18 protein-coding genes are annotated in these 25,341 nt (G+C 67.3%); 9 read left to right on the top strand and 9 right to left on the bottom strand.

The window, feature by feature from the left end:
* Positions 1-255 precede the first annotated feature (255 nt).
* From AC3A3Q_RS00735 to AC3A3Q_RS00725, 3 genes are all read left to right on the top strand, one after another.
* Complete coding sequence (locus tag AC3A3Q_RS00735) at positions 256-5,304, top strand: NAD-glutamate dehydrogenase (protein ID WP_487584442.1); 5,049 nt, start codon at positions 256-258, stop codon at positions 5,302-5,304.
* 112 nt (positions 5,305-5,416) lie between these two features.
* Positions 5,417-6,190, top strand: coding sequence for an NAD kinase (locus AC3A3Q_RS00730; RefSeq protein ID WP_487584441.1), 774 nt, complete (start codon positions 5,417-5,419; stop codon positions 6,188-6,190).
* Between the two features lie 79 nt (positions 6,191-6,269).
* A complete protein-coding gene (locus AC3A3Q_RS00725) occupies positions 6,270-7,175 on the top strand; it encodes a 5'-nucleotidase (protein ID WP_487584440.1) in 906 nt (301 codons plus the stop codon).
* A gap of 34 nt (positions 7,176-7,209) precedes the next feature.
* On the opposite strand, the gene AC3A3Q_RS00720 is transcribed toward AC3A3Q_RS00725, so the two are convergent.
* Positions 7,210-7,731, bottom strand: coding sequence for a CHRD domain-containing protein (locus AC3A3Q_RS00720; protein ID WP_487584439.1), 522 nt, complete (start codon positions 7,729-7,731; stop codon positions 7,210-7,212).
* A 104-nt stretch (positions 7,732-7,835) separates the two neighbouring features.
* On the bottom strand, positions 7,836-8,537 hold the full coding sequence (locus AC3A3Q_RS00715; protein WP_487584438.1) for a DUF2939 domain-containing protein: 702 nt from the start codon (positions 8,535-8,537) through the stop codon (positions 7,836-7,838).
* A gap of 320 nt (positions 8,538-8,857) precedes the next feature.
* Here AC3A3Q_RS00715 and AC3A3Q_RS00710 point away from each other — a divergent pair, with 320 nt between their 5' ends.
* The 4 genes from AC3A3Q_RS00710 to AC3A3Q_RS00695 all read left to right on the top strand — a co-directional run bounded on the left by AC3A3Q_RS00710 (position 8,858) and on the right by AC3A3Q_RS00695 (position 12,751).
* Positions 8,858-9,283 (top strand): DUF3302 domain-containing protein, encoded by a 426-nt coding sequence (locus AC3A3Q_RS00710; protein WP_487584437.1) that lies wholly within the window; start codon positions 8,858-8,860, stop codon positions 9,281-9,283.
* A 75-nt stretch (positions 9,284-9,358) separates the two neighbouring features.
* Positions 9,359-10,501, top strand: coding sequence for an HlyD family secretion protein (locus AC3A3Q_RS00705; RefSeq protein WP_487584436.1), 1,143 nt, complete (start codon positions 9,359-9,361; stop codon positions 10,499-10,501).
* Between the two features lie 58 nt (positions 10,502-10,559).
* Entirely contained in the window at positions 10,560-11,954 is a 1,395-nt protein-coding gene (locus tag AC3A3Q_RS00700; RefSeq protein WP_487584435.1) for an efflux transporter outer membrane subunit, read from the top strand.
* Positions 11,955-12,073: 119 nt separating this feature from the next.
* Positions 12,074-12,751, top strand: coding sequence for a VIT1/CCC1 transporter family protein (locus AC3A3Q_RS00695; protein ID WP_487584434.1), 678 nt, complete (start codon positions 12,074-12,076; stop codon positions 12,749-12,751).
* Positions 12,752-12,782: 31 nt separating this feature from the next.
* Here AC3A3Q_RS00695 and AC3A3Q_RS00690 read toward each other — a convergent pair whose 3' ends face one another.
* The 6 genes from AC3A3Q_RS00690 to AC3A3Q_RS00665 all read right to left on the bottom strand — a co-directional run bounded on the left by AC3A3Q_RS00690 (position 12,783) and on the right by AC3A3Q_RS00665 (position 20,128).
* Positions 12,783-13,943 (bottom strand): MFS transporter, encoded by a 1,161-nt coding sequence (locus tag AC3A3Q_RS00690; RefSeq protein WP_487584433.1) that lies wholly within the window; start codon positions 13,941-13,943, stop codon positions 12,783-12,785.
* 160 nt (positions 13,944-14,103) lie between these two features.
* Positions 14,104-14,790 (bottom strand): DUF2461 domain-containing protein, encoded by a 687-nt coding sequence (locus AC3A3Q_RS00685; protein ID WP_487584432.1) that lies wholly within the window; start codon positions 14,788-14,790, stop codon positions 14,104-14,106.
* Positions 14,787-16,265 carry an exodeoxyribonuclease I gene (sbcB, locus tag AC3A3Q_RS00680; protein ID WP_487584431.1) on the bottom strand — a complete coding sequence of 493 codons (1,479 nt, stop codon included), beginning with the start codon at positions 16,263-16,265 and terminating at the stop codon, positions 14,787-14,789. Before sbcB ends, AC3A3Q_RS00685 begins: the two co-directional genes overlap by 4 nt.
* Positions 16,266-16,267: 2 nt before the next feature.
* Positions 16,268-17,629 carry an FAD-dependent oxidoreductase gene (locus AC3A3Q_RS00675; protein WP_487584430.1) on the bottom strand — a complete coding sequence of 454 codons (1,362 nt, stop codon included), beginning with the start codon at positions 17,627-17,629 and terminating at the stop codon, positions 16,268-16,270.
* Between the two features lie 68 nt (positions 17,630-17,697).
* Positions 17,698-18,981, bottom strand: a complete 1,284-nt coding sequence (kynU, locus tag AC3A3Q_RS00670; protein WP_487584429.1) for a kynureninase — start codon at positions 18,979-18,981, stop codon at positions 17,698-17,700.
* A 136-nt stretch (positions 18,982-19,117) separates the two neighbouring features.
* On the bottom strand, positions 19,118-20,128 hold the full coding sequence (locus AC3A3Q_RS00665; protein WP_200605060.1) for an amidohydrolase family protein: 1,011 nt from the start codon (positions 20,126-20,128) through the stop codon (positions 19,118-19,120).
* Positions 20,129-20,549: 421 nt separating this feature from the next.
* Here AC3A3Q_RS00665 and AC3A3Q_RS00660 point away from each other — a divergent pair, with 421 nt between their 5' ends.
* Together AC3A3Q_RS00660 and AC3A3Q_RS00655 are read left to right on the top strand one after the other, a co-directional pair.
* A complete protein-coding gene (locus AC3A3Q_RS00660) occupies positions 20,550-22,841 on the top strand; it encodes a YadA family autotransporter adhesin (RefSeq protein WP_487584428.1) in 2,292 nt (763 codons plus the stop codon).
* Positions 22,842-22,893: 52 nt separating this feature from the next.
* A complete protein-coding gene (locus AC3A3Q_RS00655) occupies positions 22,894-24,705 on the top strand; it encodes a S8 family peptidase (RefSeq protein ID WP_487584427.1) in 1,812 nt (603 codons plus the stop codon).
* An 82-nt stretch (positions 24,706-24,787) separates the two neighbouring features.
* On the opposite strand, the gene AC3A3Q_RS00650 is transcribed toward AC3A3Q_RS00655, so the two are convergent.
* Positions 24,788-25,333, bottom strand: a complete 546-nt coding sequence (locus tag AC3A3Q_RS00650) for a 3-hydroxyanthranilate 3,4-dioxygenase (RefSeq protein WP_487584426.1) — start codon at positions 25,331-25,333, stop codon at positions 24,788-24,790.
* Positions 25,334-25,341 lie beyond the last annotated feature (8 nt).

The following is a 25,341-nucleotide window of genomic DNA, read 5'->3' as shown; positions in this document are numbered from 1 at the left end:
AAAGCAGTAGCGAGCCACGTCATGAAACGTTTCGGATCGTCACGCCCTACCGCCTGTCCTGTAGACCGCGGTGGCGGCCTGCTGACAATTGCCCGCCTCCGCAAGCCCGGAGGCGGCGCACGCGACGCCGTCCCGGACGCATCGCGCCCACTGCTCGCGCCGCGCCAAGTCGCGTCCGCAAACAGTCCGTACTGAACCGTATCCCCTGGCCCGCGCGAATAGCGTGGGCCTCTTTCCATTGGACCTTCAGTTCCCATGAGCATCAAACGCAACGTTGCTGCCAAGCCCGCCGCCAAGGCCCCGTCGACGAAATCGAAGGCGCCGTCCAAGGCGTCATCGAAGGACGCCACGGCGATCGAGAAGAACGACACCGTCTCGCTCGAACCCATCCTCGCCGCCATGCGCAAGCGCCTGCCGAAGGCGCGCCATGCCGAGACAGAGGCGTTCATCAACGCCTTCTACAAGCGCATGAGCAGCGATGAGCTGCCGCAGCACAGCGCCGAAGGCTGGGCCGAGCTGGCCACCGACTTCCTCGACTTCGCGCGTGCGCGCAAGCCGGGCTCGGCGCTGGTGCAATTGTTCAACCCGACCATCAAGAACGAAGGCTGGGAATCGACCCACACCGTCGTCCAGATCGCCAATGACGACATGCCGTTCCTGGTCGACTCGGTGACCATGGCGCTGGCCGAGCAGGGCATCGGCGTGCACGTGCTGGGGCACCCGGTGGTGACCTTCCGCCGCGACAAGGCCGGCAAGCTGGTTGCCGTCGGCGAAGGCGTGTCCGAATCGCTGATGCACCTGGAGATCGACCGCCAGCCGCAGGAGGCGATGCCGAAGATCAGGCAGGCGCTGGAAGCGGTGCTGGCCGACGTCCGCGCCTCGGTGCGCGACTGGCCGCAGATGAAGCAGAAGATGGTCGAGATCGCCGAGGACCTGGGCTCGCGCAAGCTGCCGGTCAGCGATGCCGGCAAGCACGAAGCGCAGGAGTTCCTGCGCTGGGCCGCCGACAACCACTTCACCTTCCTCGGCTTCCGCGAGTACGACGTGGTCGACAAGGGCGGCCAGCAGGTGCTCGCGGCCGACAAGGCCAGCGGCATGGGCCTGCTGCGCGGCCAGGATGTCGGCAAGCCGCGCCTGCTGACCTCGCTGGCGGCGCATTACATGCCGCAGTCCGGCTCGGTCGATGCGCTGATCCTGACCAAGACCAATGCCCGCGCCACCGTCCATCGCCCGGGCTACATGGACTACATCGGCATCCTCAGCTTCGACGCCAAGGGCCAGCCGGTGCGCGAGGAGCGCTTCCTCGGCCTGTACACCTCCAGCGCTTACAACCGCCGCCCGTGGGACATCCCGCTGGTGCGCCAGCGCCACAACTACGTGATGGAAAAGTCCGGCCTGGCGCCCGACAGCCACAGCGGCAAGGCGCTGCGCCACATCCTCGAGAGCCTGCCGCGCGACGAGCTGTTCCAGTCCAACGAGGAAGAGCTGCTGCGCACCGCGACCGGCATCCTCGGCCTGCAGGAGCGCGTGCGCAGCAAGCTGTTCCTGCGCCGCGACCGCTACGGTCGTTATTTCTCGGTGCTGGTCTACATCCCGCGCGACCGCTTCAACACCGACATGCGCCTGCGCATCGAGGCGATGCTCAAGCGCGAGCTGCACGGCGAGCACGTCGATTCCTCGGTCACGCTGGGCGGCGAGTCGCCGCTGGCGCAGGTGCACCTGATCGTGCGCCCGAAGAGCGGCGAAACCGCACGTGAGGACATTTCCGCGGCCGAGGCGGCGCACATCGACGCCGAGCTGTCGAAGATCGTGCGCAACTGGCAGGACGACCTGCGCGAACAGCTGATCGATCGCCACGGTGAAGAGCGCGGCCTGGCGCTGACCAACAGCATCGGCCGTGCGCTTCCGACCGGCTACATCGAGGAAGTCAGCGCCGCAGTTGCCGCCGACGACGTCGATCACCTCGCTGCGCTGAGCGGTCCGGACGACCTGCGCCTGAGCCTGTACCGCGCCCACCGCGGTGTCGGTGGCCTGCGCTTCAAGTTCTACCGCGAGCACGACGACATCCCGCTGTCGGATGCGCTGCCGATGATGGAGAACATGGGCCTGCGGGTGATCTCCGAGCACCCGTACCGCCTGGTCACCGGCACCAAGACCATGTTCATCCAGGACTTCGAGGTCGAGATCGCCGACGCCAACCTCGACATCTCCAACCTGGACGCCAACTTCGAAGATGCCTTCGGCCAGATCTGGCGCGGCAACGCCGAGAACGATGGCTTCAACCGCCTGATCCTCACCGCCAACCTGTCCTGGCGCCAGGTGTCGATGCTGCGCGGCTACACCAAGTACCTGATGCAGGTCGGCGTGCCGTTCTCGCAGCCGTATGTCGAAGCCACGCTCAACCGCTATCCGCTGCTGGCACGCCTGCTGGTGGAGCTGTTCGAAGCCAAGTTCGATCCGATCACCGGCAACGAGAGCAAGGCCGAGATCAAGGCCGGCATGGAGAAGTTCGCCGCCCAGCTCAAGACCCTGGCCAATGGCGACGAGGCCGCGCTGGCCGTGCTCAAGCCGGCCATCGATGCTCGCGCCGGCAAGCGTGAGGCACAGGTCGAAGCGACCCGCAGCGCGATCAAGGGCCTGCTCGACCGCGTCGCCAGCCTCGACGAAGACCGCATCCTGCGCAGCTTCATCGGCGTGATCGACGCGACCCTGCGCACCAGCTACTACATCCAGTACAAGAACGGCCTGCGTGCCGACGGCGGCCCGACCGACTACATCAGTTTCAAGTTCGACTCCAGCAAGGTGCCGGACCTGCCCAAGCCGCGTCCGTACCGCGAGATCTTCGTCTACGGCCCGCGCGTGGAAGGTGTGCACCTGCGCTTCGGCCCGGTCGCCCGTGGCGGCCTGCGCTGGTCGGATCGTCGCGAGGACTTCCGCACCGAGGTGCTGGGCCTGGTCAAGGCGCAGATGGTGAAGAACACGGTGATCGTGCCGGTCGGCTCCAAGGGCGGCTTCTTCGCCAAGCAGCTGCCTGATCCCGCTGTCGACCGCGATGCCTGGTTCAACGAGGGCGTGGCCTGCTACCAGCGCTTCATCAACGGCCTGCTCGACATCACCGACAACCTGGTCGAGGGCAAGGTCGTGCCGCCGTCGAACGTGGTGCGTCATGACGGCGATGATCCGTACCTGGTCGTGGCCGCCGACAAGGGCACCGCGACTTTCTCCGACATCGCCAACGCCATCGCCCGCGCGCACGGTTTCTGGCTTGACGATGCGTTCGCCTCGGGCGGCTCGGTCGGTTACGACCACAAGGGCATGGGCATCACCGCCCGCGGTGCATGGGAGTCGGTCAAGCGCCACTTCCGCGCCATGGGCCGCGACAGCCAGAAGGCGGACTTCACCGTCGTCGGCGTCGGCGACATGTCCGGCGACGTGTTCGGCAACGGCATGCTGCTGAGCAAGCACATCCGCCTGCTGGCCGCATTCGACCACCGCCACATCTTCCTCGACCCGAACCCCGATGCGGCGGTGACGTTCAAGGAACGCCAGCGCATGTTCAAGCTGCCGCGTTCGAGCTGGGACGACTACGACAAGTCGCTGATCAGCAAGGGCGGCGGCGTGTTCCCGCGCTCGGCCAAGTCGATCCCGCTGTCGCCGGAGATCAAGGCCGTGCTGGGCATCGACAACGGCGTGACCGCGATGAGCCCGGTGGAACTGCTCAGCGCCATCCTCAAGGCGCCGGTCGACCTGCTGTGGAACGGCGGCATCGGCACTTACGTCAAGGCCAGCAGCGAGAGCAACGCCGACGTCGGCGACCGCGCCAACAACGCCCTGCGCGTGAACGGTCGCGACCTGCGCTGCAAGGTGGTGGGCGAGGGCGGCAACCTGGGCATGACCCAGCTCGGCCGCATCGAGGCAGCGCAGCACAACGTGCTGCTCAACACCGACTTCATCGACAACTCCGCCGGCGTGGACACCTCCGACCATGAGGTGAACATCAAGATCCTGCTCAACGGCGAAGTGCAGAAGAAGAAGCTGACGGTGCCGGATCGCAACAAGTTGCTGGCGCAGATGACCGACGAAGTCGGCCAGCTGGTGCTCAACGACAACTACCGCCAGAACCAGGCGCTGAGCCTGATGGAGCGGATGAGCGTGCATCGCCTGGGATCCAAGCAGCACTTCATCCACACGCTGGAGTCGCAGGGCCTGCTCGATCGCCAGATCGAGTTCCTGCCCTCCGACGCCGAGATCGCCGAGCGCAAGGCGCGCGGCCAGGGCCTGACCCGTCCGGAACTGGCGGTGCTGCTGTCGTACTCGAAGATCGTGCTGTTCCAGCAATTGCTCGAGTCCGACGTGCCGGAAGACACGTACCTGTCCAAGGAGCTGGTGCGCTACTTCCCGCAGCCGCTGCAGGCCAAGTACGCCAAGGCCATGGAGAACCACCGCCTGAAGCGCGAGATCATCGCCACCGCGGTGACCAACTCGATGGTCAACCGCATGGGCGCGACGTTCACCCTGCGCATGACCGAGGACACCGGGCGCAGCCCGGCCGAAGTCGCCGAGGCCTACACCATCGCCCGCGAAGCGGTCGATGCACGTGGCCTGTGGGCGCAGATCGACGCGCTCGACGGCAAGGTCCCCGAGAGCGTGCAGGTCGACGCCCTGCAGGTGATCTGGCACCTGCTGCGCTCGATGTCGCGCTGGCTGCTGTCGCGTCCGGGCAAGATGCCGGAGATCGCGGCTGCGATGGCGCGTTACGGCGACGGCATCAACGCCGTGCGCAACGCGGTGCCGGGCGTGCTCTCGGATGTCCGTCGCGAGACCTACGCCGCGCGCGTGGCCGAGTGGCAGGGCAAGGGCCTGCCGGCGGCACTGGCCGAACAGCTGGCCGTGCTGCCGCTGCTCGAGTTCGGTTGCGACATCGTCGAGATATCGCTGGCGCGCAAGATGCCGGCGGTGGAAGTGGCGCGTGCCTACTTCTCGCTGGGTGCGGCGCTGCACCTGCCGTGGCTGTACGAGCAGGTCGAACAGCTGCCGGTCGACGGTCGCTGGCAGGCGCTGGCCCGTGGCGCGTTGCGTGACGAGCTGGCGACGCAGGCACGCACGCTGGTCTCGCAGATCCTCGCCGACGGCGGAAAGAAACCGGCTGAAGCCAAGGTCGAAGCCTGGCTCAAGCGTGACGATGCATCGCTGCGCTTCACCCAGGCGATGTTCGCCGACCTGCTCAACCAGAAGGCGCTCGACTACCCGACGCTGTCGGTGGCGGTGCGTCGCCTGGCGCAGGTGGCTGCATCGGGGGCGTAACAAGCCCCGGCAAAAGCAGGAAGGAGCCCCGGCATGCCCGGGGCTTTTTCTTTCTGATCCACCGGTTTCAATCTGCACCGGGTTATGCTGATCCCATCCACCGGAGCAGCCGATGACCGCGACGCAACGCATCGCCTTCCTCGCCAGTACCGCCGAAGAGGCACAGCGCGCACTGGCCGAGCTGGTTGCACGACACGGCCAGCACGAACCTGCCGACGCCGACGTCATCGTGGCGCTCGGTGGCGACGGCTTCATGCTGTCGACGCTGCACCGCCACGGCAGCCTTGGCCGGCCCGTCTACGGGATGAAGCTGGGCACCGTGGGCTTCCTGATGAACCACCATGGCGGCGATGGCCTGCTCGGGCGGCTGCACGCGGCAGAGCCGGCGGTGTTGCGTCCGCTGGAAATGGTCGCGCAGACTGAATCCGGCGCGACCGTCGGTTCGCTGGCCTACAACGAAGTGTCGTTGCTGCGCCAGACCCGCCAGGCCGCGCACCTGCGCATCGACCTCAACGGCGAAACCCGCCTGGACGAGCTGATCTGCGACGGCGTGCTGGTGGCGACCTCGGCCGGCAGCACCGCATACAATTTTTCCGCGCACGGGCCGATCCTGCCGTTGGGTGCGAATGTCGTGGCACTGACCCCGATCGCAGCATTCCGCCCGCGCCGCTGGCGCGGCGCGGTGCTCAAGGCCGACACCGAGGTCCGCTTCCGCGTCCTGGACCCGTACAAGCGCCCGGTCAGCGCCACCGCCGACTCGCACGAGGTGCGCGACGTGGTCGAGGTCACCATCCGCGAGTCGCACGATCGCACCGTGACCCTGCTGTTCGACCCGGAGCACAACCTGGAAGAACGGATGCTGGCCGAGCAGTTCACCAGCGGCTGACCGGAGCGGCCCAGCCCTTGCCGCGGGACTGCCAGTTGCCGTCGCAGTGGGCGAGACTGGCCTGCGGCATAATGGCGCCATGCCCGACCGTGACGCCGATCCCCTGATAGTCGCGATTTCCTCGCGCACCCTGTTCGACATGGAAGACAGCCACGCGCTGTTCGAGCGCGAAGGCATCGACGCCTATGCCGACTTCCAGCGTGCCCACGAGGACGATCTGCTCGCCCCGGGCGTGGCCTTCCCGCTGGTGCGCAAGCTGCTCGCGCTCAACGAGGGTGCGCCGCCGGAGGCGCCGCGGGTCGAGGTGATCCTGATCTCGCGCAATTCGGCCGACAGCGGCCTGCGCATCTTCAACTCGATCGCCCACCACGGGCTTTCGATCAAGCGCGCGGCCTTCAGCAATGGCGCGCCGCCGTTCCCGTATATCCGTCCGTTTGGTGCCGACCTGTTCCTGTCGGCCAACGCCGAGGACGTGCGCAACGCGCTGGTGGCCGGCGTCGCCGCCGCGACCCTGCTGCCGTCACGCGCGCCGCAACAACGTCATGACCAGCTGCGCATCGCGTTCGACGGCGACGCGGTGATCTTCGACGACGAGGGCGAGCGGGTCTCGCGCGAGGGCGGCTTGGCCGCATTCGCCGAGCACGAGCGCAGCCATGCGGGCGAACCGTTGTCGGGTGGGCCCTTCCGTGGCTTCCTGGATGCCCTGCACCGGCTGCAGGAAGCCTTTCCGACCGGCCAGAACGCGCCGATCCGGACCGCCCTGGTCACCGCGCGCTCGGTGCCCGCGCATGAACGGGTTATCCGCACGCTGCGCGACTGGGGTATCCGCCTGGACGAGGCGCTGTTCCTGGGCGGGCGCGCGAAGGGGCCGTTCCTGGAAGCGTTCGGGGCCGACATCTTCTTCGACGACTCCGAGCACAACATCGTCTCGGCGCGCGATCACGTGGCCGCGGGGCATGTGCCCCATGGCATCGCAAATCGCTAAGCCGACCCGACCCGCCCCGGGCAGGTCGAAGCGTTCAGTCGTCGTGGTCGTGGTCGTGATCGTGCCCGAGCTGGCTGCGTATCTCGCCGCCGGGCCATAAGGTGCTGTGCACGTTGGCGTAGGCAACGCCATCGCGCAGCGCTTCGATCACTTCATCCAGTTCACCGGCAGCCACGCCCTGCGCACCCGGACCGATGACGTTCGCCGCGGTGATCACGCCGGTGATCCGTGCCGGCGGTGCCGGACAGGCCTGGGTGCCTGCGGGGCCGTTGCCGAGGTTCGAGCACAGGAATGCGGCGATGCCTCCATTGACGCTCTTCTGGCCGATATGGATGTGCGCCTGCGTCACTGCGCCTTCGAGCCGGTCGTAGGCAAGCTCGTAATGGATCGCGTCGCCGTCGTTGCTGATGCGGGCGCGGAAGCTGCCACGGCCATCCGTGGAGATCGCCGGCACTTCCTGCGTGCCTGCCAGCACTGCCTTGATCTGCTTGTTCTCTGCATGGACGCCCACTGCCGGAAGCAGGGCGATCATGGCGAGCACGGTTAATCGTGTCATGTCCTCACCTCGCGCGAAGGGGTGGCGGACGCGTGCTGCGTCCGAGCGGGACGGTGAGCCGATGCAGGTTAGGGCAGAGTGAATCACGTGGGGGGGCGCGACCGTTAGTCGGATCGTTGCGCCGACGTCGCTGGCGGCAGCCGGATATCGGCGAGTTTCCAGTCCAATCCCTGACGTAACAGGACGAACACGACCGGCGCGCCATCGGCGGTCAGCACCGTGGCGGTGAATCGGGAGGGTGATTCGAAGCGGTAGCGAGCCTCGCGCAGCGGATCGGGCGGCGGCTGATGCGCGTAGGCGTCGTCCTTGCTGATGCCGCCGCCGCTGATGCGGTGCAGCAGTCCGCGGCCTTCGAGGATCGCGCCGATGCCGGCGGGCGTGGCGATGGCGTCGACCATGCCGCCGGCGGCCTGGTTGGCCAGGCCCAGCGCAAGGCCGCCCAGCGGGCTGTCCAGCACCTGCGCGCCGGCGCGTCGTGCCAGTGCGTCTTCGACCTGGGCGCGCAGGCTCTGGCGCAACAGCGGGAAATCGACATGGCGCGACAACGCGGCACTGTCCTGTGCCTGGATCGCCTCGCGAATGGCCTTGATCGTCATGAAAGGGCCTGCCGCGATCCAGGCCAGCAGGAGCAGCAGCGCCAGTAGCGGCAAGGCGATCCATTTCTTCATGCGACGATCTCCGATGCGGATGTCACAGCATAACGATGCCTTGATCGACGACAAAACATGTCGCGACAAGGCATTCAAGCCTGCGAAAGCAGGGCGAATGAGACGTTTCTCATTGTGCCGACAGGTCTTGGCTGTCACCTTGTGCGCGCCGTGCACCGTCCGCTTCTGCAGCGACAGGTCCGGCGCGGACCCGTGAAGCAGGCACGCATGAAGCAAGTACGCGTGAAGTGAACACGGGACGAGCGAGCAACACGAGACACCGCAAAGCCCCCTTGGCGGGCCGCTGCGACCGTCTCCATGACTGCCAGCCAGTCGCCAGCCCTGGAGGATTCCGCGTGAAGGAAACACGACCCGAAATGCCTTGTGACGCCAGGTCACGATTGCGCCCAGCCACGTTGCTGCGGCTGGTCCTGCCTGCCTTGCTGGTGCACTCGGGGCAGGCGCTCGCGTCCGGATCGATGGAAGACAAGATCGCGGACGTGATGGTCTGGGTCGTCATCGTGGTGGCACCGATCCTGGGGCTGACCGTGTTCTGGATCCTGCATGTCTGGCCCGAACGCGTCGCGCTGGCGCGCGATCACCCACAGAAGGACGCGATCCAGGCGTTGTGCCTGATGTCGCTGGTGTTCGGCGGCATGTTGTGGCCGCTGGCGATGCTGTGGGCCTACATGAAACCACTGCGTTTCCGTCTGGAGCCATCGACTGCCGCCGTCGAACCCGCGGCGCCGCCTGCGATGCCGGAGCCGTCCGCGCATGTCGAAGCGAACGTCCTGACGCACACGCCCGTTGAGGAGGAAATCGTCTTCCTGCGCCATCGGATCGAAGCGCTGCAAGGCCGCCTGGATGTCCTGGTCGAGCGCGATTCGTCGACGCTGCATGGCTGATTGCCACGCCCGGCCGGCACCTGCCATGCCAGGCGACGCACAGCCCCTTCCACACGCACAGAAGCTGGTAACGCCTTGGAAATCCTGATACTCGCGCTGTACAGCCTGCTGGTCTGGCTGGTCTTCATCAAGTTCAAGTGGTTGCCGTGGAATATCTATTCGCAGGTCGCGGTCGTTGTGATCGCGATGGCGGGCATGGCAGGCACGATCCTGACGCTCAACGTGGTCGCGCCGTCATCGAGCGACGTGCGTGTTCTGAACTACTCGATCGAAGTCGTGCCGCGCGTAACCGGGCGCGTGATCGAGGTTCCGATCGAAGGCAATCGCCTGTACCGGAAGGGCACGCCGATCCTGAAGCTGGACCCGGAGCCGTTCCAGCTGCGCGTGAAGGAGCTCGAGGCCAGGCTGGTCGGGGCCGAGGCGTCGGTCGCCCAGCTCGACCAGGACCTGCTGGCGGCGCGCAACAACACGCAGGCAGCGCTGGCGCAGCTCAATCTGGCGCGGACGCGGTTGCGTCAGTCGCAGCAGCTGTCCGCAGAGGGCGCCGGAGCCCACTACGACGTTGAATCCTACGAGGCCGACGTCCGCCGCCTTGAACCGGCGCACCGTGCCGCCATGGCGGCCGAAGCGAAGGTGCAGGCCGAGCTCGATGCGGTCGTCGGCGGCGAACAGTCGTCGGTGGCCAGCACGCGCGCGCAGCTGGAGCAGGCCAAGTGGGAGCTGTCCCAGACGATCGTCTATGCGCCGGCTGATGGCTATGCAATCAACCTGCAGGTACGCGCTGGTTCGTACGCCGCCGCGCTGCCGCTGCGTCCGGTGATGACCTTCGTCGAAGTCGAACAGCAGGTCGTGGCGTTCTACAACCAGAACGAGCTGACCCGCGTGAAGCGCGGCGACGAAGTGGAGATCGCCTTGCCGACGCTCCCGGGCAAGGTCATCAAGGGTGAAGTCGATTCGATCGTGTGGGCGACCGGGCAGGGCCAGTTCCAGGCCTCCGGCACCTTGCCCAACCTGCCTGCCGAATCGGGGCCGGCGGCGCCGCCGCAGAAGTATGCGGTGAAGGTGCGCATCACCGATCCCGAGCGCAACTTCCTGGCCATGGGCGCGCGTGGTATCGGCGCGATCTATACGACGCATGGCAAGCCCATCCACCTGATCAGGAAGGTGATCCTCCGGGTGAACTCGGTGACGAACTACCTGATCCTGAAGTTGCATTGACGTGGCCATCGCCGTGACCACGCATCGTCAACGTTTTCGAACCCGTGCGGCATGGCTGGTGGCACTCGCAGCGGCCGCGACCGGTTGCGCCAATCTGACCGCGCCCGACGCGGACACCATCTACGAGCAGGCCATGGGCGGCGTGGTCGTGCCGAAGGCATGGAGCACGGCGGCCCAGGCCAGCGCGTTTCGCCCGCAATGGATCGGCTTCGCCGACGACGGGCAGCTCAAGCAGCTCATCGAGGAAGCGCTCGCGCACAACCCGGACCTGCGCGCGGCAGGTAGCCGCCTTGAACAGGCTCGCCTGCAGATGAGCCTGGCCGGCGCGGACCTGCAGCCCACTGTCACCCTGGGCGGCAAGTACTCCGATTCGCTGCAGCCGGCCAACGGCCTGGACATCAACGGCTATGGCGTGGTGCTCAACTGGGAGCTCGACCTGTGGGGTCGGGCACGCGCGGAGAAGAAGGCGGGCGAAGCGGCCTACCGCTCGGCCGAAGCCGACTATGCCTACGCCCGCCAGTCGCTGGCGGCCATGACCGCGCGCGCATGGTTGCTTGCGATAGAGGCGACAAGGCAGACGGAACTGTCCATGCAGCTCCGCGATGCGGCACGCGCGCAGACCGTGCTGATGGAGCGGCGCGAACAGGTCGGCAAGATCTCGGCGCAGGACGTTGCCGTCGCCCGCGCGCAGGCACAGACCAGCGAAGATGCCGCACTGCAGGCGGAGCAGGGCAGGCAGCAGGCGCTGCGTGCGCTGGAGTTGCTGGTGGGACGTTATCCGTCCGCATCGATTGCCGTTCCGTCGGCGCTGCCCGGTGAACTGGAACCGGTCCCCGCCGGCGTGCCCTCGGACCTGGTGGAGCGACGCCCGGACCTGATTGCCGCTCGAAAGCGCTACGAGCAGGCATTCTTCAGTCGCGAGGAAGCGCAGGCGGCACGCTTGCCGCGGGTCGCGCTGAATCTCGGCGCCGGCCGCCTGACCTCCGAGTTCCTGCAGCTCAAGGACGGCCTGGGTTCCACCGTCTATCCGGTGGGAGGAAAGCTGCTGTGGCCGCTGTTCGATGCCGGTCGGCTCAAGACCCAGGTCGAGATCCGCGACGAGCAGCAGCGCGAAGCGGCGGCGGAGTACGCGCGAACCATCCTGACTGCCTTCACCGAGGTCGAAAGCGCGCTCGCGGCAGACAACCTGCTGCAGCAGCGCGAGCGCTCGCTGTCACGCCAGGCCGAGGCCCTGCAGCAGGCGCTCGATGCCGCCCACACGCAATTACGTGTCGGCAAGGCCGACCGCCATGACGTACTCGATCGCGAACTGGCACTGGATGCGGCCAGGATCGGCCTGATGCGTGTTGCCACCGAACGGCGCACGCAGCGCGCAAACCTGCACCTTGCGCTGGGCGGCGACTTTGGCATCCCGCTGCAGCCGGCCGCCGGCGCCGGGGTCTCCGGGCGGTGATCGCGATGGTGAAATCACGCTGATCCGGATCTTGGTATAAGGGCGTGCGGTCCGTAGGGGCCGCGCCGCAGTTCTCGCTCTGCAAGCTCGACCACCACCATCAGCCGTGGATGCATGCAATGAGCAGCAAGCGCCATTCTTCGCTCATGCACCGATACCTCGACCCGGCGACGAGCCTGGCCGAAGTGTTGTTCGGCCTGATCATGACGCTGACCTTCACTCTGGGCGCCGGCATCATCATCGAGGACGAAGGACGCGAAGGCGCGCGCGAGCTGCTGATCGCGCTGATCGGCTGCAACCTGGCCTGGGGCATCATCGATGCGGCGATGTACCTGGTCGGCGTGCTGTTCGATCGGGGCAGGAAGCGGCGGCTGGGTCGGGCGGTTCGCGCCTCGCCCGACGATCGCGCCGCCAGTTCGGTCGTGGCAGGCGAGCTCGATGAGCTGCTTGGCGAGGTGATGGCGGAAGGCGACAGGCAGACGCTGTACGCGCGAATTGCCGCCCGCCTGCGCAGCCGGCAGGAAGCATCCGTGGCGTTGCACCGATCCGACTATCTGGGGGCCTTCACCAGCTTCTGGCTCGTGGTACTGAGCAGCGTGCCGGCCGCGGTGCCCTTCCTGCTGATCGACGATGCGCGCCTGGCCTTGCGCACTTCCAACGCGGTCCTTCTGGTGCTGTTGTTCGCCACCGGCCATGCCTGGTCGCGCTACACCCTCGGCAAGCCGTGGCTGGTCGGGCTGTGCTTCCTGGTCGGGGGCGCGGCGCTGGTGGCGCTGGCGATCGCGCTGGGCGGCTAGGGTTGGGCGGCCAGGGCCGGGAACCGAACGGTCAGGTTGCGGCTTGCGGGCGCAAGGCACGCACCGGCACCAGGTGCATCAGCAAGGCCATCACCGCGACACCGGCGCCGAGCAGGAAGGCGAGGTGACCACCGCCGTGCTGCCAGCCCACGGCGGCGATGCCGGCACCGGTGACGCCGCCGATGCCGCCACTGAAGCCATAGAGCATGCCCTGTGCCGCGGCCATGTCGCGTCGCTCGGGGAACAGTTCGGCCATGCGCCGCATGCAGCCGGCATGGAAGGCGGCGAAACTGAGCGCGTGCCCGGTCTGCGCCAGCGCCATCCACGCGAAGGAACCGCCGAGCAGGGCGACCATGACCCAGCGCAGCGCGGTGGCGACCAGGCAGGCTGTCATCAGGCGTTGCGCACCGAATCGCTGCACCAGCCGCGGCGCCTGCCAGAACATCAGGATCTCGCACAGCACGCCAATGGCCCAGAGCACGCCGACGGCGAAGCCGTCGTGGCCCTGAGCCTGCAGGTGCAGGGTAAAGAACACGTAGAACGGACCAAAGCCCAGCTGCATGAGCATCGCCACCAGCAGCAGGCGGCGCACGCCCGGGCGGCGCCATATCGCCTGCCGGGGAACATCGGAGGCGAGTGCTGGAAGGGGACGGTCGCCGCGGTGCAGCCAGGAGGCGCCGACGGTCAACAACAACCAGGGCAGGGTCAGCCAGACGAAGGCGTCGTTGCCGAGCCGGTCGAGCAACCAGCCGTAAGTGCCGGCGACGATGAGGAAGCCGATCGAACCCCACATGCGGATGCGGCCGTAGTCGTGATTGCGCTGGCCCAGCGCCGACAGCGTCATCGCTTCGAACTGCGGCATCACCGCGTTGAAGAACAGGCCGAACCAGGCCATGGTCGCGAACAGCATCACGCCGGTCGTGAATCCGGCAAAGGCGGCGAAGCCGAGCAGCGACAGCACGCAACCGGCGACCAGCCAGTGCCCCGGGCTGGGGCTGCGTGCACTCATCCGCGCCCAGGTGGGCGGCGCGATGATGCGTCCGCCGTACCACAGCGCCAGCATCGCGCCGACTGCGTAGCCGCCGTGGCCATTGGCGACCACCCAGCGGCCGATGTAGGGCGTGTACGCGCCCAGTGCGCCGTAGTAACCCAGGTAGAACAGCGCGTAGCGGCGGAAATCGGCGGGGGACAAGGGGGCGGACCTGCGGAGGCGATCGCGAATTATGAAGCACCGCACCGTCGTCCCGGCGAACGCCGGGACCCAGGCCGTCAACGCATCAGATTCGCGACTGGTGCGCCACGGACAGGCTCCCGGCCTGGGTCCCGGCGTTCGCCGGGACGACGGTGTTCGCTCAGAACTCCAGGTCCAGCGCCGCGCACAGGTAGTCGGTGAAGGGCGCCAGGCCCTGCAAGTCGGTCTCCAGCGTCTTGAGCAGGCGCGGCCCGGTCATCGTGGCGTCCTCGATGGCGCGCAGTGCGACGAAGTTCTTGCGCTTGAGGTCGTCGGCGAATTCGAAGTCGTCGGGGAACCCGCGTGGCATGCGGGTCAGCACTTCGCTGTCGTCGAGGTCGAAGCGGCGACGGAAATTCGTCGCGTGTGCGGCGGCCTTCCAGCTGCCCGGATTGTCGAGGATGAAGTGGCGCACCCGGCGCAGGCTGTCCGGCTGCGGATGCCAGATGCCCGATGCGATGAAGCAGTTGCCGGGTTGCAGGTGCAGGTAGAACGACGGCGCTTCCACCTGGCGCCCGCGCTCGTGGAACAGGCGCGCGCCCTGCCAGTTCTTGTACGGCGTCTTGTCGTTGGCGAACCGGGTGTCGCGGTGGATGCGGAACAGCGACCCGCCCACGCCCTTGGGCTCGGACCGGTAATGCGTACTGACGCCGGCCAGGACCGGCTGCAGGTCGCTCAGCAAGTGCTGGAACGGCTCACGCACGTGGCTGTCGTAGTCGGCCTTGTGCGCATGGAACCATTCGCGGTCGTTGTTGCGCGCAAGGCCGCGCAGGAACTTGAAGCTGGCGTCGCTGAAGTAGAGGCTCATGGCAAGTGTTCGAACACGGGGGGCGCAGAGACTGGGTTCAGGCTGGCCGCGATGTCACCGCCCCAGGCTTCAAGGCGGTCGAGCAGGGCCAGCTTGTCGGGGGCGGCGGCGTGGACGGTGCGCAGCTCGGCGATCTCGGCACCAAAGCGGTCAAAGCCGTACTCGGCCAGTCCGGTGTCGGTGTAGAGACGCTGGCGTCGGTACTCGTCCCAGCGCGCACGCTCTTCGGCCGACAGGGTCTGCGGCCAGTTGCGCGCGCGATAACGGAACAGGATGCCCGGCAGGCGCGCATCGCGGAATGCGAACTCGCGTTCGCCCAAAGCCTCGGGCGGAGTCGTGCGCACCTGTGCGAACAGACGCTTGTCGCCGTCGCCGATGAAGCCGTCGTAGAGCGAGGCATCCAGGTCGGGTGCTACCCGCTCACGCTCGCGCGCGAACACCTGGCGAACCTTCTCCACCAGCGCTGGGCCGGCTTCGCGTATCCGCGCCGCGCGTCGCTCCACTTCGGCGGCGTCGATCTGCAGGCGTTCGAAGTCCGGTGCGCGCAGGTGATCCCAGGCGACCAGGGCCGGGCTGCGATTGCTGTGTACTTCCTTCAGCGCGATCCGCTCTTCGCCTTCGGCCAGGTCGGCCGTGCGCGTGTACAGACGCGCGGCGATGGCCTCGGCATCGAGCTGCAGCAGCGGTTCGGGATCCTGCGCCAGGTCGAACACGATCACGCGGCTGTCGATGTGCGGGTGTCGCGCGATGGGCAGCACTGCTGCCGAGCACAGACGGCTGGCGGGGAATCGCTGGGATACATTGAGCAGCGGATTCATCGCGACCACGTCCATCAGGCTCGCCGCGTAGCGTTTGTCGCGCAGCTTCAGCGCGTAGTCCCACAGGCGCGGCTGCGCGGCCTTGAGCTTGCGGGCAAGGCCGATCAGTGCGCGCACGTCGGAGAGCGCCTCGTGCGCGTCGCCTTCACGCACGCCGTTGGCCTCGGCCAGGTGCTCGAGGCGGAACGACGTCGCGCCGTCCTCGCGTTTGGGCCACACCAGGCCTTCCGGACGCAGGGCGTGGGCGAGGCGCAACACGTCGAGCAGGTCCCAGCGCGAATTGCCGCCGCGCCACTCACGCTCGTAGGCGTCGAAGAAGTTGCGGAAGAAGCCGTAGCGGACGAACTCGTCGTCGAAACGCAGCGAGTTGTAACCCAGGCTGCAGGTTTCCGGCCGCGCCATCTCCTCGAAGATCTGGGCGAACGCGGCGGCCTCGTTGACGCCCTCGCGCATGGCGTGCTGCGGCGTGATGCCGGTGACCATCGTCGCGCCCGGCGAGGGCAGCAGGTCGTCGGCTGGCTTGACGAAGAAGCTGATCGGCTCGTCGATCTGGTTGAGATCGGCATCGGTACGGATCGCCGCGAACTGGGCGATTCGCGACGTGCGCGGATCGGCGCCGAAGGTTTCCAGGTCGTAGAAGAGGAAGCTGGCAGGCATGGTCAGGCCGGGAGCACTTCGAGCCGCTCACGCACCGTCGCATCGACGAGGTCCCAGTCCAGCGTGTCGAGCGAGTGGTGGCCGCGTGTCAGTTCGACAAGCAATTCGCGTTGCAGCTGCCCGCGCTCAAATGCGGTGGCGTACGGCATGCGCTGGAAGGTGACCATCGAATAGCGCGGCATGAAACGCTCGGGATGGCGCTCGGCCAGCGCGCGCTCTAGGGCGCGCTGCAGCAGGTAATCATCGTTGTCGACGCGGTCGCGCATCTCCAGGTAATTCTCAAGCGCCATCGCCTGGATCGCGCGGGCGTTGGGCAAGCGTTCGGCCTGGAAGGCGGCGAATGCGGCGGCGCGATCGGAATTGGCGTCCAGGTGTTCGGCAAGGGCAACGCAGTCCTCGAACGCGCAGTTCATGCCCTGGCCGTGGAACGGTACCATCGCATGCGCGGCGTCGCCGACCAGGACGGCACGGTCGTCCAGGTGCCAGCGGTCGAGGTAGAGCGTGGCCAGCAGGCCGGCCGGGTTGCGCTCGAAGTCCTGTTCCAGGTTCGGGATCAGCACAAGCGCGTCGGCGAAGTCGCGCTCGAACAAGGCGCGTGCCTCGGCGCCATTGCGCACCGTGGCAAAGCTGGGATCACCTTCGTTGGGCAGGAACAGCGTCACCGTGAAGGTGCGCTCGTCGTTGGGCAGTGCGATGCACATGTAACGGCCGCGCGGCCAGATGTGCAGGGCATTGGGTTCGATGCTGAAGCCGCCGTCGGCCGAGGGCGGAATCTCCAGTTCCTTGTAGGAATGGCCAAGGAACTCGGTGCGCTCGCCCAGCTCGGCCTGCGTCGCCATGGCGGTGCGCAGCGCCGAGCCGGCGCCGTCGGCGCCCACCAGGGAGACGAACGGAACTTCGTGCGTGCTGCCGTCGCGCGGATCGGCGAAGCGGGCGATGCGGGCGTCGAAATCGACCGACGCCAGGCCGCGGTCGAAATGCAGTCGGGCGCCGGCGCGCTCGGCGATGTCGAGCAGGATCACGTTGAGCTCGCCACGGTGCACCGACCAGATCACCTCGCTGTCGTCGCGACCGTAACGCTGCAGGTCGGTGCGGCCATCGAGGAAGTGGACCATGCGCCCGCGCATCATCACCGCGTGCTGCATCACCGCGTCATCGGCGCCGGCCAGGCGCAAGGCGTGGCGGCCACGCTCGGCCAGTGCGAGGTTGATCGAGCGGCCACCCAGGTAGCCCTTGAGGCGCGGATCGCCGCGCTTTTCGTACACGTCCACGCTCCAGCCGCGCTGCACCAGCAGCGTGGCGAGCACGGCACCGGCCAGGCCGGCTCCGATCAGGGTGATGTGCTTGGAAGTGTCGTTGCTCAAACGGGTCACCTTTGGGTACTGCGATTGCCCCTTCCAATCGCGGAAGAGGACTCGATGAAGTGGGTGGCTCAGCCCAGGTCGCGCCAGGCTTCGGTGGTGCGTACGAAGCGCAGCACGTCGGCGTAGCGGTTGTAGAGCGGGGCGGGCGAAATGCGGATCACGTCGGGCTCGCGCCAGTCGCCGAGCACGCCGTTGCTGGCCAGGTACTCGAACAGCGCGCGGCCGCGCTCGCGGCCACCGACCACGCGCAGCGACAGCTGGCAGCCGCGGCGCTCGGGCTGCGACGGCGTGACCACCTGCAGGGTGTCGGCCAGGCGCAAGCGGATCAGCGCCTCGAGGTAGCCGGTGATCTGCAGCGATTTTGCGCGAAGTGCATGCATGCCAGCCTGGTCGTACAGCTCCAGCGATGCGCGCAGCGGTGCCAGGCCGAGGATCGGCGGATTGCTGAGCTGCCAGCCTTCGGCGCCCGGCGTGGGTACGAACTGCGGGCCCATGCGGAAGCGCGTATCGGCTTCGTGACCCCACCAGCCGGCGAAGCGCGGACGATCGCTGCTGGCGTGGCGCTCGTGGACGAAGCAGCCAGCGACCGCGCCGGGACCGCTGTTGAGGTACTTGTAGTGGCACCACACGGCGAAATCGACGCCGCTGTCGTGCAGCGCCAGTTCGAGGTTGCCGACGCCATGGGCCAGGTCGAAGCCGCACACCGCACCCTGCGCATGCGCCAGGCGCGCGATCGCGGCCAGGTCGAACGCCTGACCCGTGCGGTACTGCACGCCCGGCCACAGCACCAGCGCCAGGCGCGGGCCGTGCTCGGCGATGGCGCGTTCGATCGCGGCCATCGAAATGGTGCCGTCGGCTTCGTCGGCTTCCAGCTCGATCAGATCGGTGGCCGGATCGAAGCCGTGGAAACCGATCTGCGAGGCGACGGCATGCCGGTCGGACGGAAACGCACCGGCCTCGATCAGGATCGCCGGACGCTCGCGCGTGGGCCGGTAGAAGCTGACCATCATCAGGTGCAGGTTGACGGTCAGCGTGTTCATCGCGACCACTTCGATGGGCTTGGCGCCGACCAGGCGCGCCAGCGATTCGCGCACCAGCTGGTGGTAGGCCATCCACTGCGCATCGCCGGTGAAGTGGCCCTCGACGGCTTCGGCCGCCCACTTGTCGAGGACTTCCTCGACATGACGGCGCGCACCGCGTGGCTGCAGGCCCAGCGAGTTGCCGACGAAATAGGCCTGGTCGGCGCCGTCGTGCTGCGGGATCAGGAACTGCGCGCGCATCTCGCGCAGCGGGTCGGCGGCGTCGAGGGCCTGGGCGTATGCGTCGGTGTAGAGGTCTTGCGGAGTGGTCACTTGGAAGAACCTTGAAGTAATCCATCGCCGTCATCCCCGCGCAGGCGGGGACCCAGCGACGTTGAAGTTAGTTACGACACCGGGTTCCCGCCTTCGCGGGAATGACGAGGTGTGGGGGGCGTGGGGCTGAAGCTGCTCACACGAACCGCGCCTTCGACAGCCCCAGCCATTCCAGCGCCGTGCCGTGGTAGAGCCGCGCCTGTTCGGCTTCCGTCAGTGTGAGCGCGGCGATGCCCGCACCGGGTTCCTGCTCGCCGAGCGGGAACGGGTAGTCGGTGCCGAGCATCACCCGGTCGACGCCGCAGGTGTCGAGCAGGTACTGCAGCGCACGCGGATCGGCGACCCAGGAATCGAAGAACAGCTGGCTGAGGTATTCGCGAGGATTGCGCGGGTTGTCGGTCGCGACCAGGTCCGGGCGCATGTTGAAACCGTGCTCGATGCGGCCGATCGTGTACGGGAAGCTGCCGCCGCCATGGGCCATGCAGACCTTGAGGTTGGGGATGCGCTCGAGCACGCCGCCGAACACCAGGCAGCAGGCCGCGCGCGACTGCTCGGCCGGCATGCCGACCAGCCAGGGCAGCCAGTATTTGGGCATCGTCGCCGCGCCCATCATGTCCCACGGGTGCACGAGGATGGCCGCGCCGAGTTCGCCGGCGGCCTGGAAGAAGTCGAACAGCTCCGGCGCGTCCAGGTTCCAGTCGTTGATGTGGCTGCCGATCTGCACGCCCTGCAGGCCGAGCTGGTCCATGCAGCGTTCCAGCTCCTGTATCGCCAGGCGCGGGGACTGCAGCGGTACCGTGCCGATGCCGGCGTAGTGTCGCGGATAATCGCGGCATGCCTGGGCCATGTGCTCGTTGAGCGCCTGGTGCAGTTCCAGCGCGTGGTGCGGCTTGGCCCAGTAGCTGAACATCACCGGCACGGTGCTGATCACCTGCACCTGCACGCCGAAACGGGCGTAGTCGTCGATGCGCTCCTGCGGGTCCCAGGTCTTGGACCAGATCTCGCGGAAGAACTTGCCGTCCTTGTAGATGCGATGACGCCCGTCCTCGGTGTGGTGGATCACCGGGAAGCGGTCGTCGCCGTACTTGCGCGCCAGGTTGGGCCAGTCGCGCGGCAGGTAGTGGGCGTGCGTATCGATCTTCAGCATGAACTGTAGAGGCCTTTGCTGGCAGTTTGCCCGGCGCTGCAGGTACCTCCATACAATACCCGACAAGCCGTATGGGTATGCAGCGGCGTAGCGCCAGCGGCGACTGGCTCGCCGCAAAGATTGCGTTCCAGCACGCCTTTGTCGGCCCGCGTGCGTTCACGCGCCTGTTCAAGCATTTTCCCTGCGGAGCAGTCAAGCCAGGCGAATCCCGGGTATCGGCCTTGATCCATTCCGGGCATTCGCGCGCCGGAGACGGATCGGCAAACGATGGAACCGGCAATCAAATCCATGCCGGATTGCGCGCCATAGGCTGCAATCGTGCGTCTCCGGGGGGAGCCGGGCCGCACGCCCACTCAACCACCTTTCGCACCCGCAGATCCGGCGCGGCCACAGTGCCCTTGCGCCGTTGGAGATAATGAAGATGAGCCTGTATTCCAATGCTGGACGCCCGCGTGGAGCGCGTCTGGCCAGTGCCGTTGTGCTCGCACTGGGACTGACTCCGGCGTTCGCCGGTGCCCAGACGTCCTGTGACGATGCCGGGGCCAACCCGGTTGGTTCGGCCACTGCTGCCGACGCAACCGCCTGCGGTGTGGCGCAGCCCGATGCGGCCGCCAGCAGCCTTGCCGATTCCAACGACTACTTCGCGGCCGCGGGCGTGGGCGACGGCAGCGACATGGCCATTGCGACCGCCGAGAACGCGATCGCCGCTGGCGCATTCGCCGCGGCGACGGGCATCGAGTCCAGCGCATTCGGTTTCCAGAGCGCCGCGTTGGGCGATCACGCCAGCGCCTTCGGCGGCAGCAGCTTCGCGCTCGGAACAGGCTCGACGTCAGTGGGCACCAGCACCAGCGCGCTGGGCGACTTCAGCACCGCGCTCGGCTTCCAGAGCCAGGCGCTGGACACCGCTGCAACGGCGATTGGCGGCGGCTCCCAGGCCAACAACTACGGCAGCGTCGCCCTTGGCGCCGATTCGGTTTCCAGCGGCTACCTGAGCACCGCGGTTGGCCCGCTGTCCACCAGCACCGGCGACTACGACATGGCGATGGGGCCCGGCAGCATCGCGTCGGGCGGGTACGGCAGCATGGCGCTCGGGCACATGGCGAAGTCGTCCGGCGGCCGCGCCATCGCCATCGGTTCGACCAGCCTGGCGTCAGGCACCATGGCCGTGGCCATTGGCGAGTCGAGCAACGCCGCGGGCGTCAGCTCGGTCGCCATCGGCGGCACGGCGCACCCCAGCCTGTTTGGCCAACCTCGTTTGACCCAGGCCTGGGGCCAGAATTCCGCCGCATTCGGCGCGGGCGCGTACACCAGTCCGGACGCCAAGAATGCCGTCGCGATCGGTGCGTCGACCGTGTGGGGCGAGAATGCCCTCGCGATGGGAACCAAGGCCTTCGGCCAGTACAAGAACTCGGTTGCGCTGGGCGCCGGTGCGCGTAGCGCCCACGAAGGTTCGGTGGCACTGGGCGCGGGCTCGCAGACCAATCGTCTGGGCAGCGTCGCGATCGGCAATTCGACCACCGGACTGACCCGTCAGATCACCGGCGTCGCCGCCGGCACCGAAGCCACCGATGCAGTCAACGTCGGCCAGCTCGGTGCCGCGATTGCGGGCGTCGGCGGTGATGTTGCCCAGCTTGGCGCTGGCGCGGTGAAGTACGACGATGCCGCCAGCAAGGATGCGATCACCCTCGGTGGCAGCGAAGGCACGGTCATCGGCAACGTCAAGGCCGGAACGGCCGCGATGGATGCGGTCAACTATGAGCAGCTGTCGACGGTCGCCGCGATGCTGGGTGGCGGCAACGGTACGTTCGGGACGCCATCGTATTTCATCGGTGGCAGCCACTTCGGCAATGTCGGCGACGCGTTCGCCGCCGTAGACGGCGCGCTGACCCGCCTGACCAGCCGCGTGACTGGTCTCGAGCAGACGCCTGGCCTGGGCCTGCCGGCCGGCACCGGTGACGGCGTTGCGATTGGCGAAGACAGCCATGCAGCCGCCGTCAGCGACTCCGCCTTCGGCAACGGCGCCGTGGTCAATGCCGACGGCAGCACCGCGGTTGGCAGCAACAGCATCATCGACGCGTCAGCGACCAACTCGGTCGCGGTCGGTGCAGACAGCAGCGTCACGGCCGCGTCGGGCACGGCGCTGGGCCAGGGCGCGTCGGTAACGGCGGGGAACTCCATTGCACTGGGACGCGGCTCGGTGGCGGATCAGGCCGGCACGGTTTCGGTCGGCAGCGCCGGCAACGAGCGTCGCGTGGTCAATGTCGCCGCAGGTACTGCCGCGACCGATGCTGCCAACGTGCAGCAGATGCAGGCAGCTGACGAAGCCACGCTGGCTTCTGCCAATGCCCACACCGACATCACCGCGACGCAGACGTTGACGCGTGCCAACGCCTACACCGACGGCCGCCTGCAGGCACTTGATGACCAGTTCAGCGGCCTGCGCGACGAGATCGGCCTGCGCCTGGGCAAGCAGGACGAGCGTATCGATCGCCAGGGTGCGATGGGCAGCGCCATGATGAACATGGCCATCAACGCGGCCAACAGCCGCAGTCCGCGTGGCCGCGTCGCGGTCGGCGCCGGTTGGCAGAACGGCGAAAGCGCGCTGTCAGTGGGCTACGCGAAATCCGTCGGCGAGCGCGCCTCGTTCTCGGTGGGCGGTGCCTTCAGCAGCGATGACCAGTCGGCGGGCGTCGGCTTCGGTATCGATCTGTAAGCAAGGCATCGACACGGCATCCCCCTCGCATTTCATTCACTGGAAACATTCCATGAGCAAGCAAGTCCGCATCATCGGTGCCAGCGTCCTTGGCACCGCCATCATGGCCGCGATGGCCGCCAGCATCGGCGGCGCCACCGCTGCCACCACGGGCGCGAGCGCCAGCCGCATCATCGCCAAGCTGCCGGCCGCTGCGGTGGTCGAAACCGGCTATGACCGTTTCATCATCAAATACAAGGACGGCGTCGCTGCACCGCGCGGTCAGCTGGCCGCGATGAATGCGATAACCAGCGCGGTTTCGCGCGCCGGTGTCCGCGGCGCCAATGGTGCCGCGATGGGCATCAAGCATCTGCGCAGGATGTCCGGTGGCGCAGACGTGATCAAACTGGCACGCGTGCTCGATCGTGTCGAGGCGGACACGCTGCTGGCACAGTTGCGTGCCGATCCGGCGGTGGCGTTCGCCCAACCGGACTACCGGAAGCAGGCGCTCGATTTCACGCCGGACGACAGCAACTACAGCCTGCAATGGCATTACCTCGACAATGCCGGCGGCATCCGCGCGCCGAAGGCGTGGGACAGCTCGCGTGGCGCTGGCATCAAGGTGGCGGTGCTCGACACCGGCTACCTCGATCACCGCGATCTCAACGCCAACCTCGTGCCGGGTTATGACTTCATCGATGATCTGGAAACGGCCGGCGACGGCGACGGCCGCGATGCCGACGCGCATGATCCGGGCGATTTCATTCTGCCGAACCGGCCGACGAGCTCGTGGCACGGCACGCACGTGGCCGGCACCATAGCGGCCGTCACCAACAACGGCTTCGGCCTGGCCGGCGTTGCATTCGACGCCAAGGTTCAGCCGATCCGTGTCCTTGGCAAGGGTGGCGGCTGGACTTCCGATATCGCCGACGCGATCACCTGGGCCTCCGGCGGCGCAGTGGATGGCATGGCGATCAACGACGATCCGGCCGAAGTGCTCAACCTCAGCCTGGGCGGTTCAGGCGCTTGCTCGCAGGTCGAACAATCGGCCATCGACGGCGCGATCTCGCGTGGCGTGGCCGTGGTCGTCGCCGCCGGCAACAGCAACGATGATGCCGCCTACTACTCCCCGGCCAGCTGCGCGGGTGTGATTACGGTGGGCGCCACTGGCAAGACCGGCGCCCGCACGTCGTACTCCAATTACGGTCCCACCGTGACCGTGTCGGCGCCTGGTGGCGAGAGCAACGGTGTGGCTCCGGACTATGGCGTGATCTGGTCGCTCGGCAACAAGGGTGCCACGACGCCAATCGCAGGTACCGACGGTGAAGTGCTGGTCGGCATGGTTGGCACGTCGATGGCATCGCCGCACGTTGCCGCCGTGGTCGCACTGATGCAGGCCGCCGCGGTTGGCAGCGGCCAGCCGGCACTGAATCCGGCGCAGGTGCGCTACGTATTGCGCAAGACCGCGCGCACGTTCCCGGTGACACCGCCTAGCAACACGCTCATGGGCGCCGGCATCATCGATGCAACCGCCGCCGTTGCCGCCAGTTCGCTGCCGGTGCCGGTCGATCTGACCACGTTGCTGGTCAATCGCGTCGCGGTGGGCAACCAGGTCGGGTCCGCGGGCGAAGGCCTCATGTACGAGATCGTCGTGCCGGCGGGTATGAAGACCTTGAACCTGCGTACCCTCGGCGGCAGCGGCGACGTGACGCTGTACGTGTCACGCGGCGTCGCCCCGACCCCCACCGCGTTCGAGCGCAAGGCGGCGAAGTTCGGCAACTCCGAGACGATCGCCTACACCTATCCGCTGGCGGGCACCTACTATGTGCGCGTCCAGGGCGAGCAGGCGTTCTCCGGCGTGTCGGTGCTGGGCGTGTACCAATAACAGTCCGCGTTGCACCAATGCCGCGCATCAAGGGGAGGCGGGCGCAAGCCCGCCTTTCCCGTTCCAGGCACCCCACGGGCACTCAGGTGTCGGGCATCACGTACTTGGCCGGAGCCGGGTTCAGATGTCCGCACTGCTTGCAGGTGCGGTGCTCGCGCGAGGAATAGAAGTGGTCGAACACCGGCGGGAAGTCGGTTTCGATGTTCTTCAGAGTGAAGAACTCTTCGTACAGCTTGGTGTTGCACTGTTCGCAGAACCACATCAGGCCGTCGAGTTCGTGCGGCAGGCGGCGACGCTCGATCACCAGGCCGACCGAGTCGGGCATGCGCTGCGGCGAATGCGGCACGCGCGGCGGCAACAGGAAAGTCTCGCCGGCGCGGATCGGGATGTCGCGTACCGCGCCGCCGCCTTCATCAGTTTGTTCCTGGATGCGCAGCACCATCTCGCCTTCCAACTGGTAGAACCACTCCGCGCCTTCCTCGAAGTGATAGTCGGTGCGCTGGTTCGGCCCGCCGACGATCATCACGATGAAGTCGCCGAGGAAGACGACCTTGTTGCCGACCGGCGGCTTCAGCAGGTGGCGGTGTTCCTCGATCCAGGCCTGCAGGTTGATGGGGTTGGGCAGCATGGGTTCTC

This window comes from Lysobacter sp. Soil_C_59 (genome assembly GCF_057656415.1).
The sequence above is the reverse complement of the archived record's forward strand: the minus strand, read 5'-3'. Positions and strand labels throughout refer to the sequence as shown.

Bases quoted from the DNA above. Each gene is read 5' to 3' on its own strand.
- AC3A3Q_RS00735 (WP_487584442.1), top strand. From the start codon at position 256: ATGAGCATCAAACGCAACGTTGCTGCCAAGCCCGCCGCCAAGGCCCCG.
- AC3A3Q_RS00730 (WP_487584441.1), top strand. From the start codon at position 5,417: ATGACCGCGACGCAACGCATCGCCTTCCTCGCCAGTACCGCCGAAGAG.
- AC3A3Q_RS00725 (WP_487584440.1), top strand. From the start codon at position 6,270: ATGCCCGACCGTGACGCCGATCCCCTGATAGTCGCGATTTCCTCGCGC.
- AC3A3Q_RS00720 (WP_487584439.1), bottom strand. From the start codon at position 7,731: ATGACACGATTAACCGTGCTCGCCATGATCGCCCTGCTTCCGGCAGTG.
- AC3A3Q_RS00710 (WP_487584437.1), top strand. From the start codon at position 8,858: ATGGAAGACAAGATCGCGGACGTGATGGTCTGGGTCGTCATCGTGGTG.
- AC3A3Q_RS00695 (WP_487584434.1), top strand. From the start codon at position 12,074: ATGAGCAGCAAGCGCCATTCTTCGCTCATGCACCGATACCTCGACCCG.
- AC3A3Q_RS00685 (WP_487584432.1), bottom strand. From the start codon at position 14,790: ATGAGCCTCTACTTCAGCGACGCCAGCTTCAAGTTCCTGCGCGGCCTT.
- sbcB (WP_487584431.1), bottom strand. From the start codon at position 16,265: ATGCCTGCCAGCTTCCTCTTCTACGACCTGGAAACCTTCGGCGCCGAT.
- AC3A3Q_RS00665 (WP_200605060.1), bottom strand. From the start codon at position 20,128: ATGCTGAAGATCGATACGCACGCCCACTACCTGCCGCGCGACTGGCCC.
- AC3A3Q_RS00660 (WP_487584428.1), top strand. From the start codon at position 20,550: ATGAGCCTGTATTCCAATGCTGGACGCCCGCGTGGAGCGCGTCTGGCC.
- AC3A3Q_RS00655 (WP_487584427.1), top strand. From the start codon at position 22,894: ATGAGCAAGCAAGTCCGCATCATCGGTGCCAGCGTCCTTGGCACCGCC.
- AC3A3Q_RS00650 (WP_487584426.1), bottom strand. From the start codon at position 25,333: ATGCTGCCCAACCCCATCAACCTGCAGGCCTGGATCGAGGAACACCGC.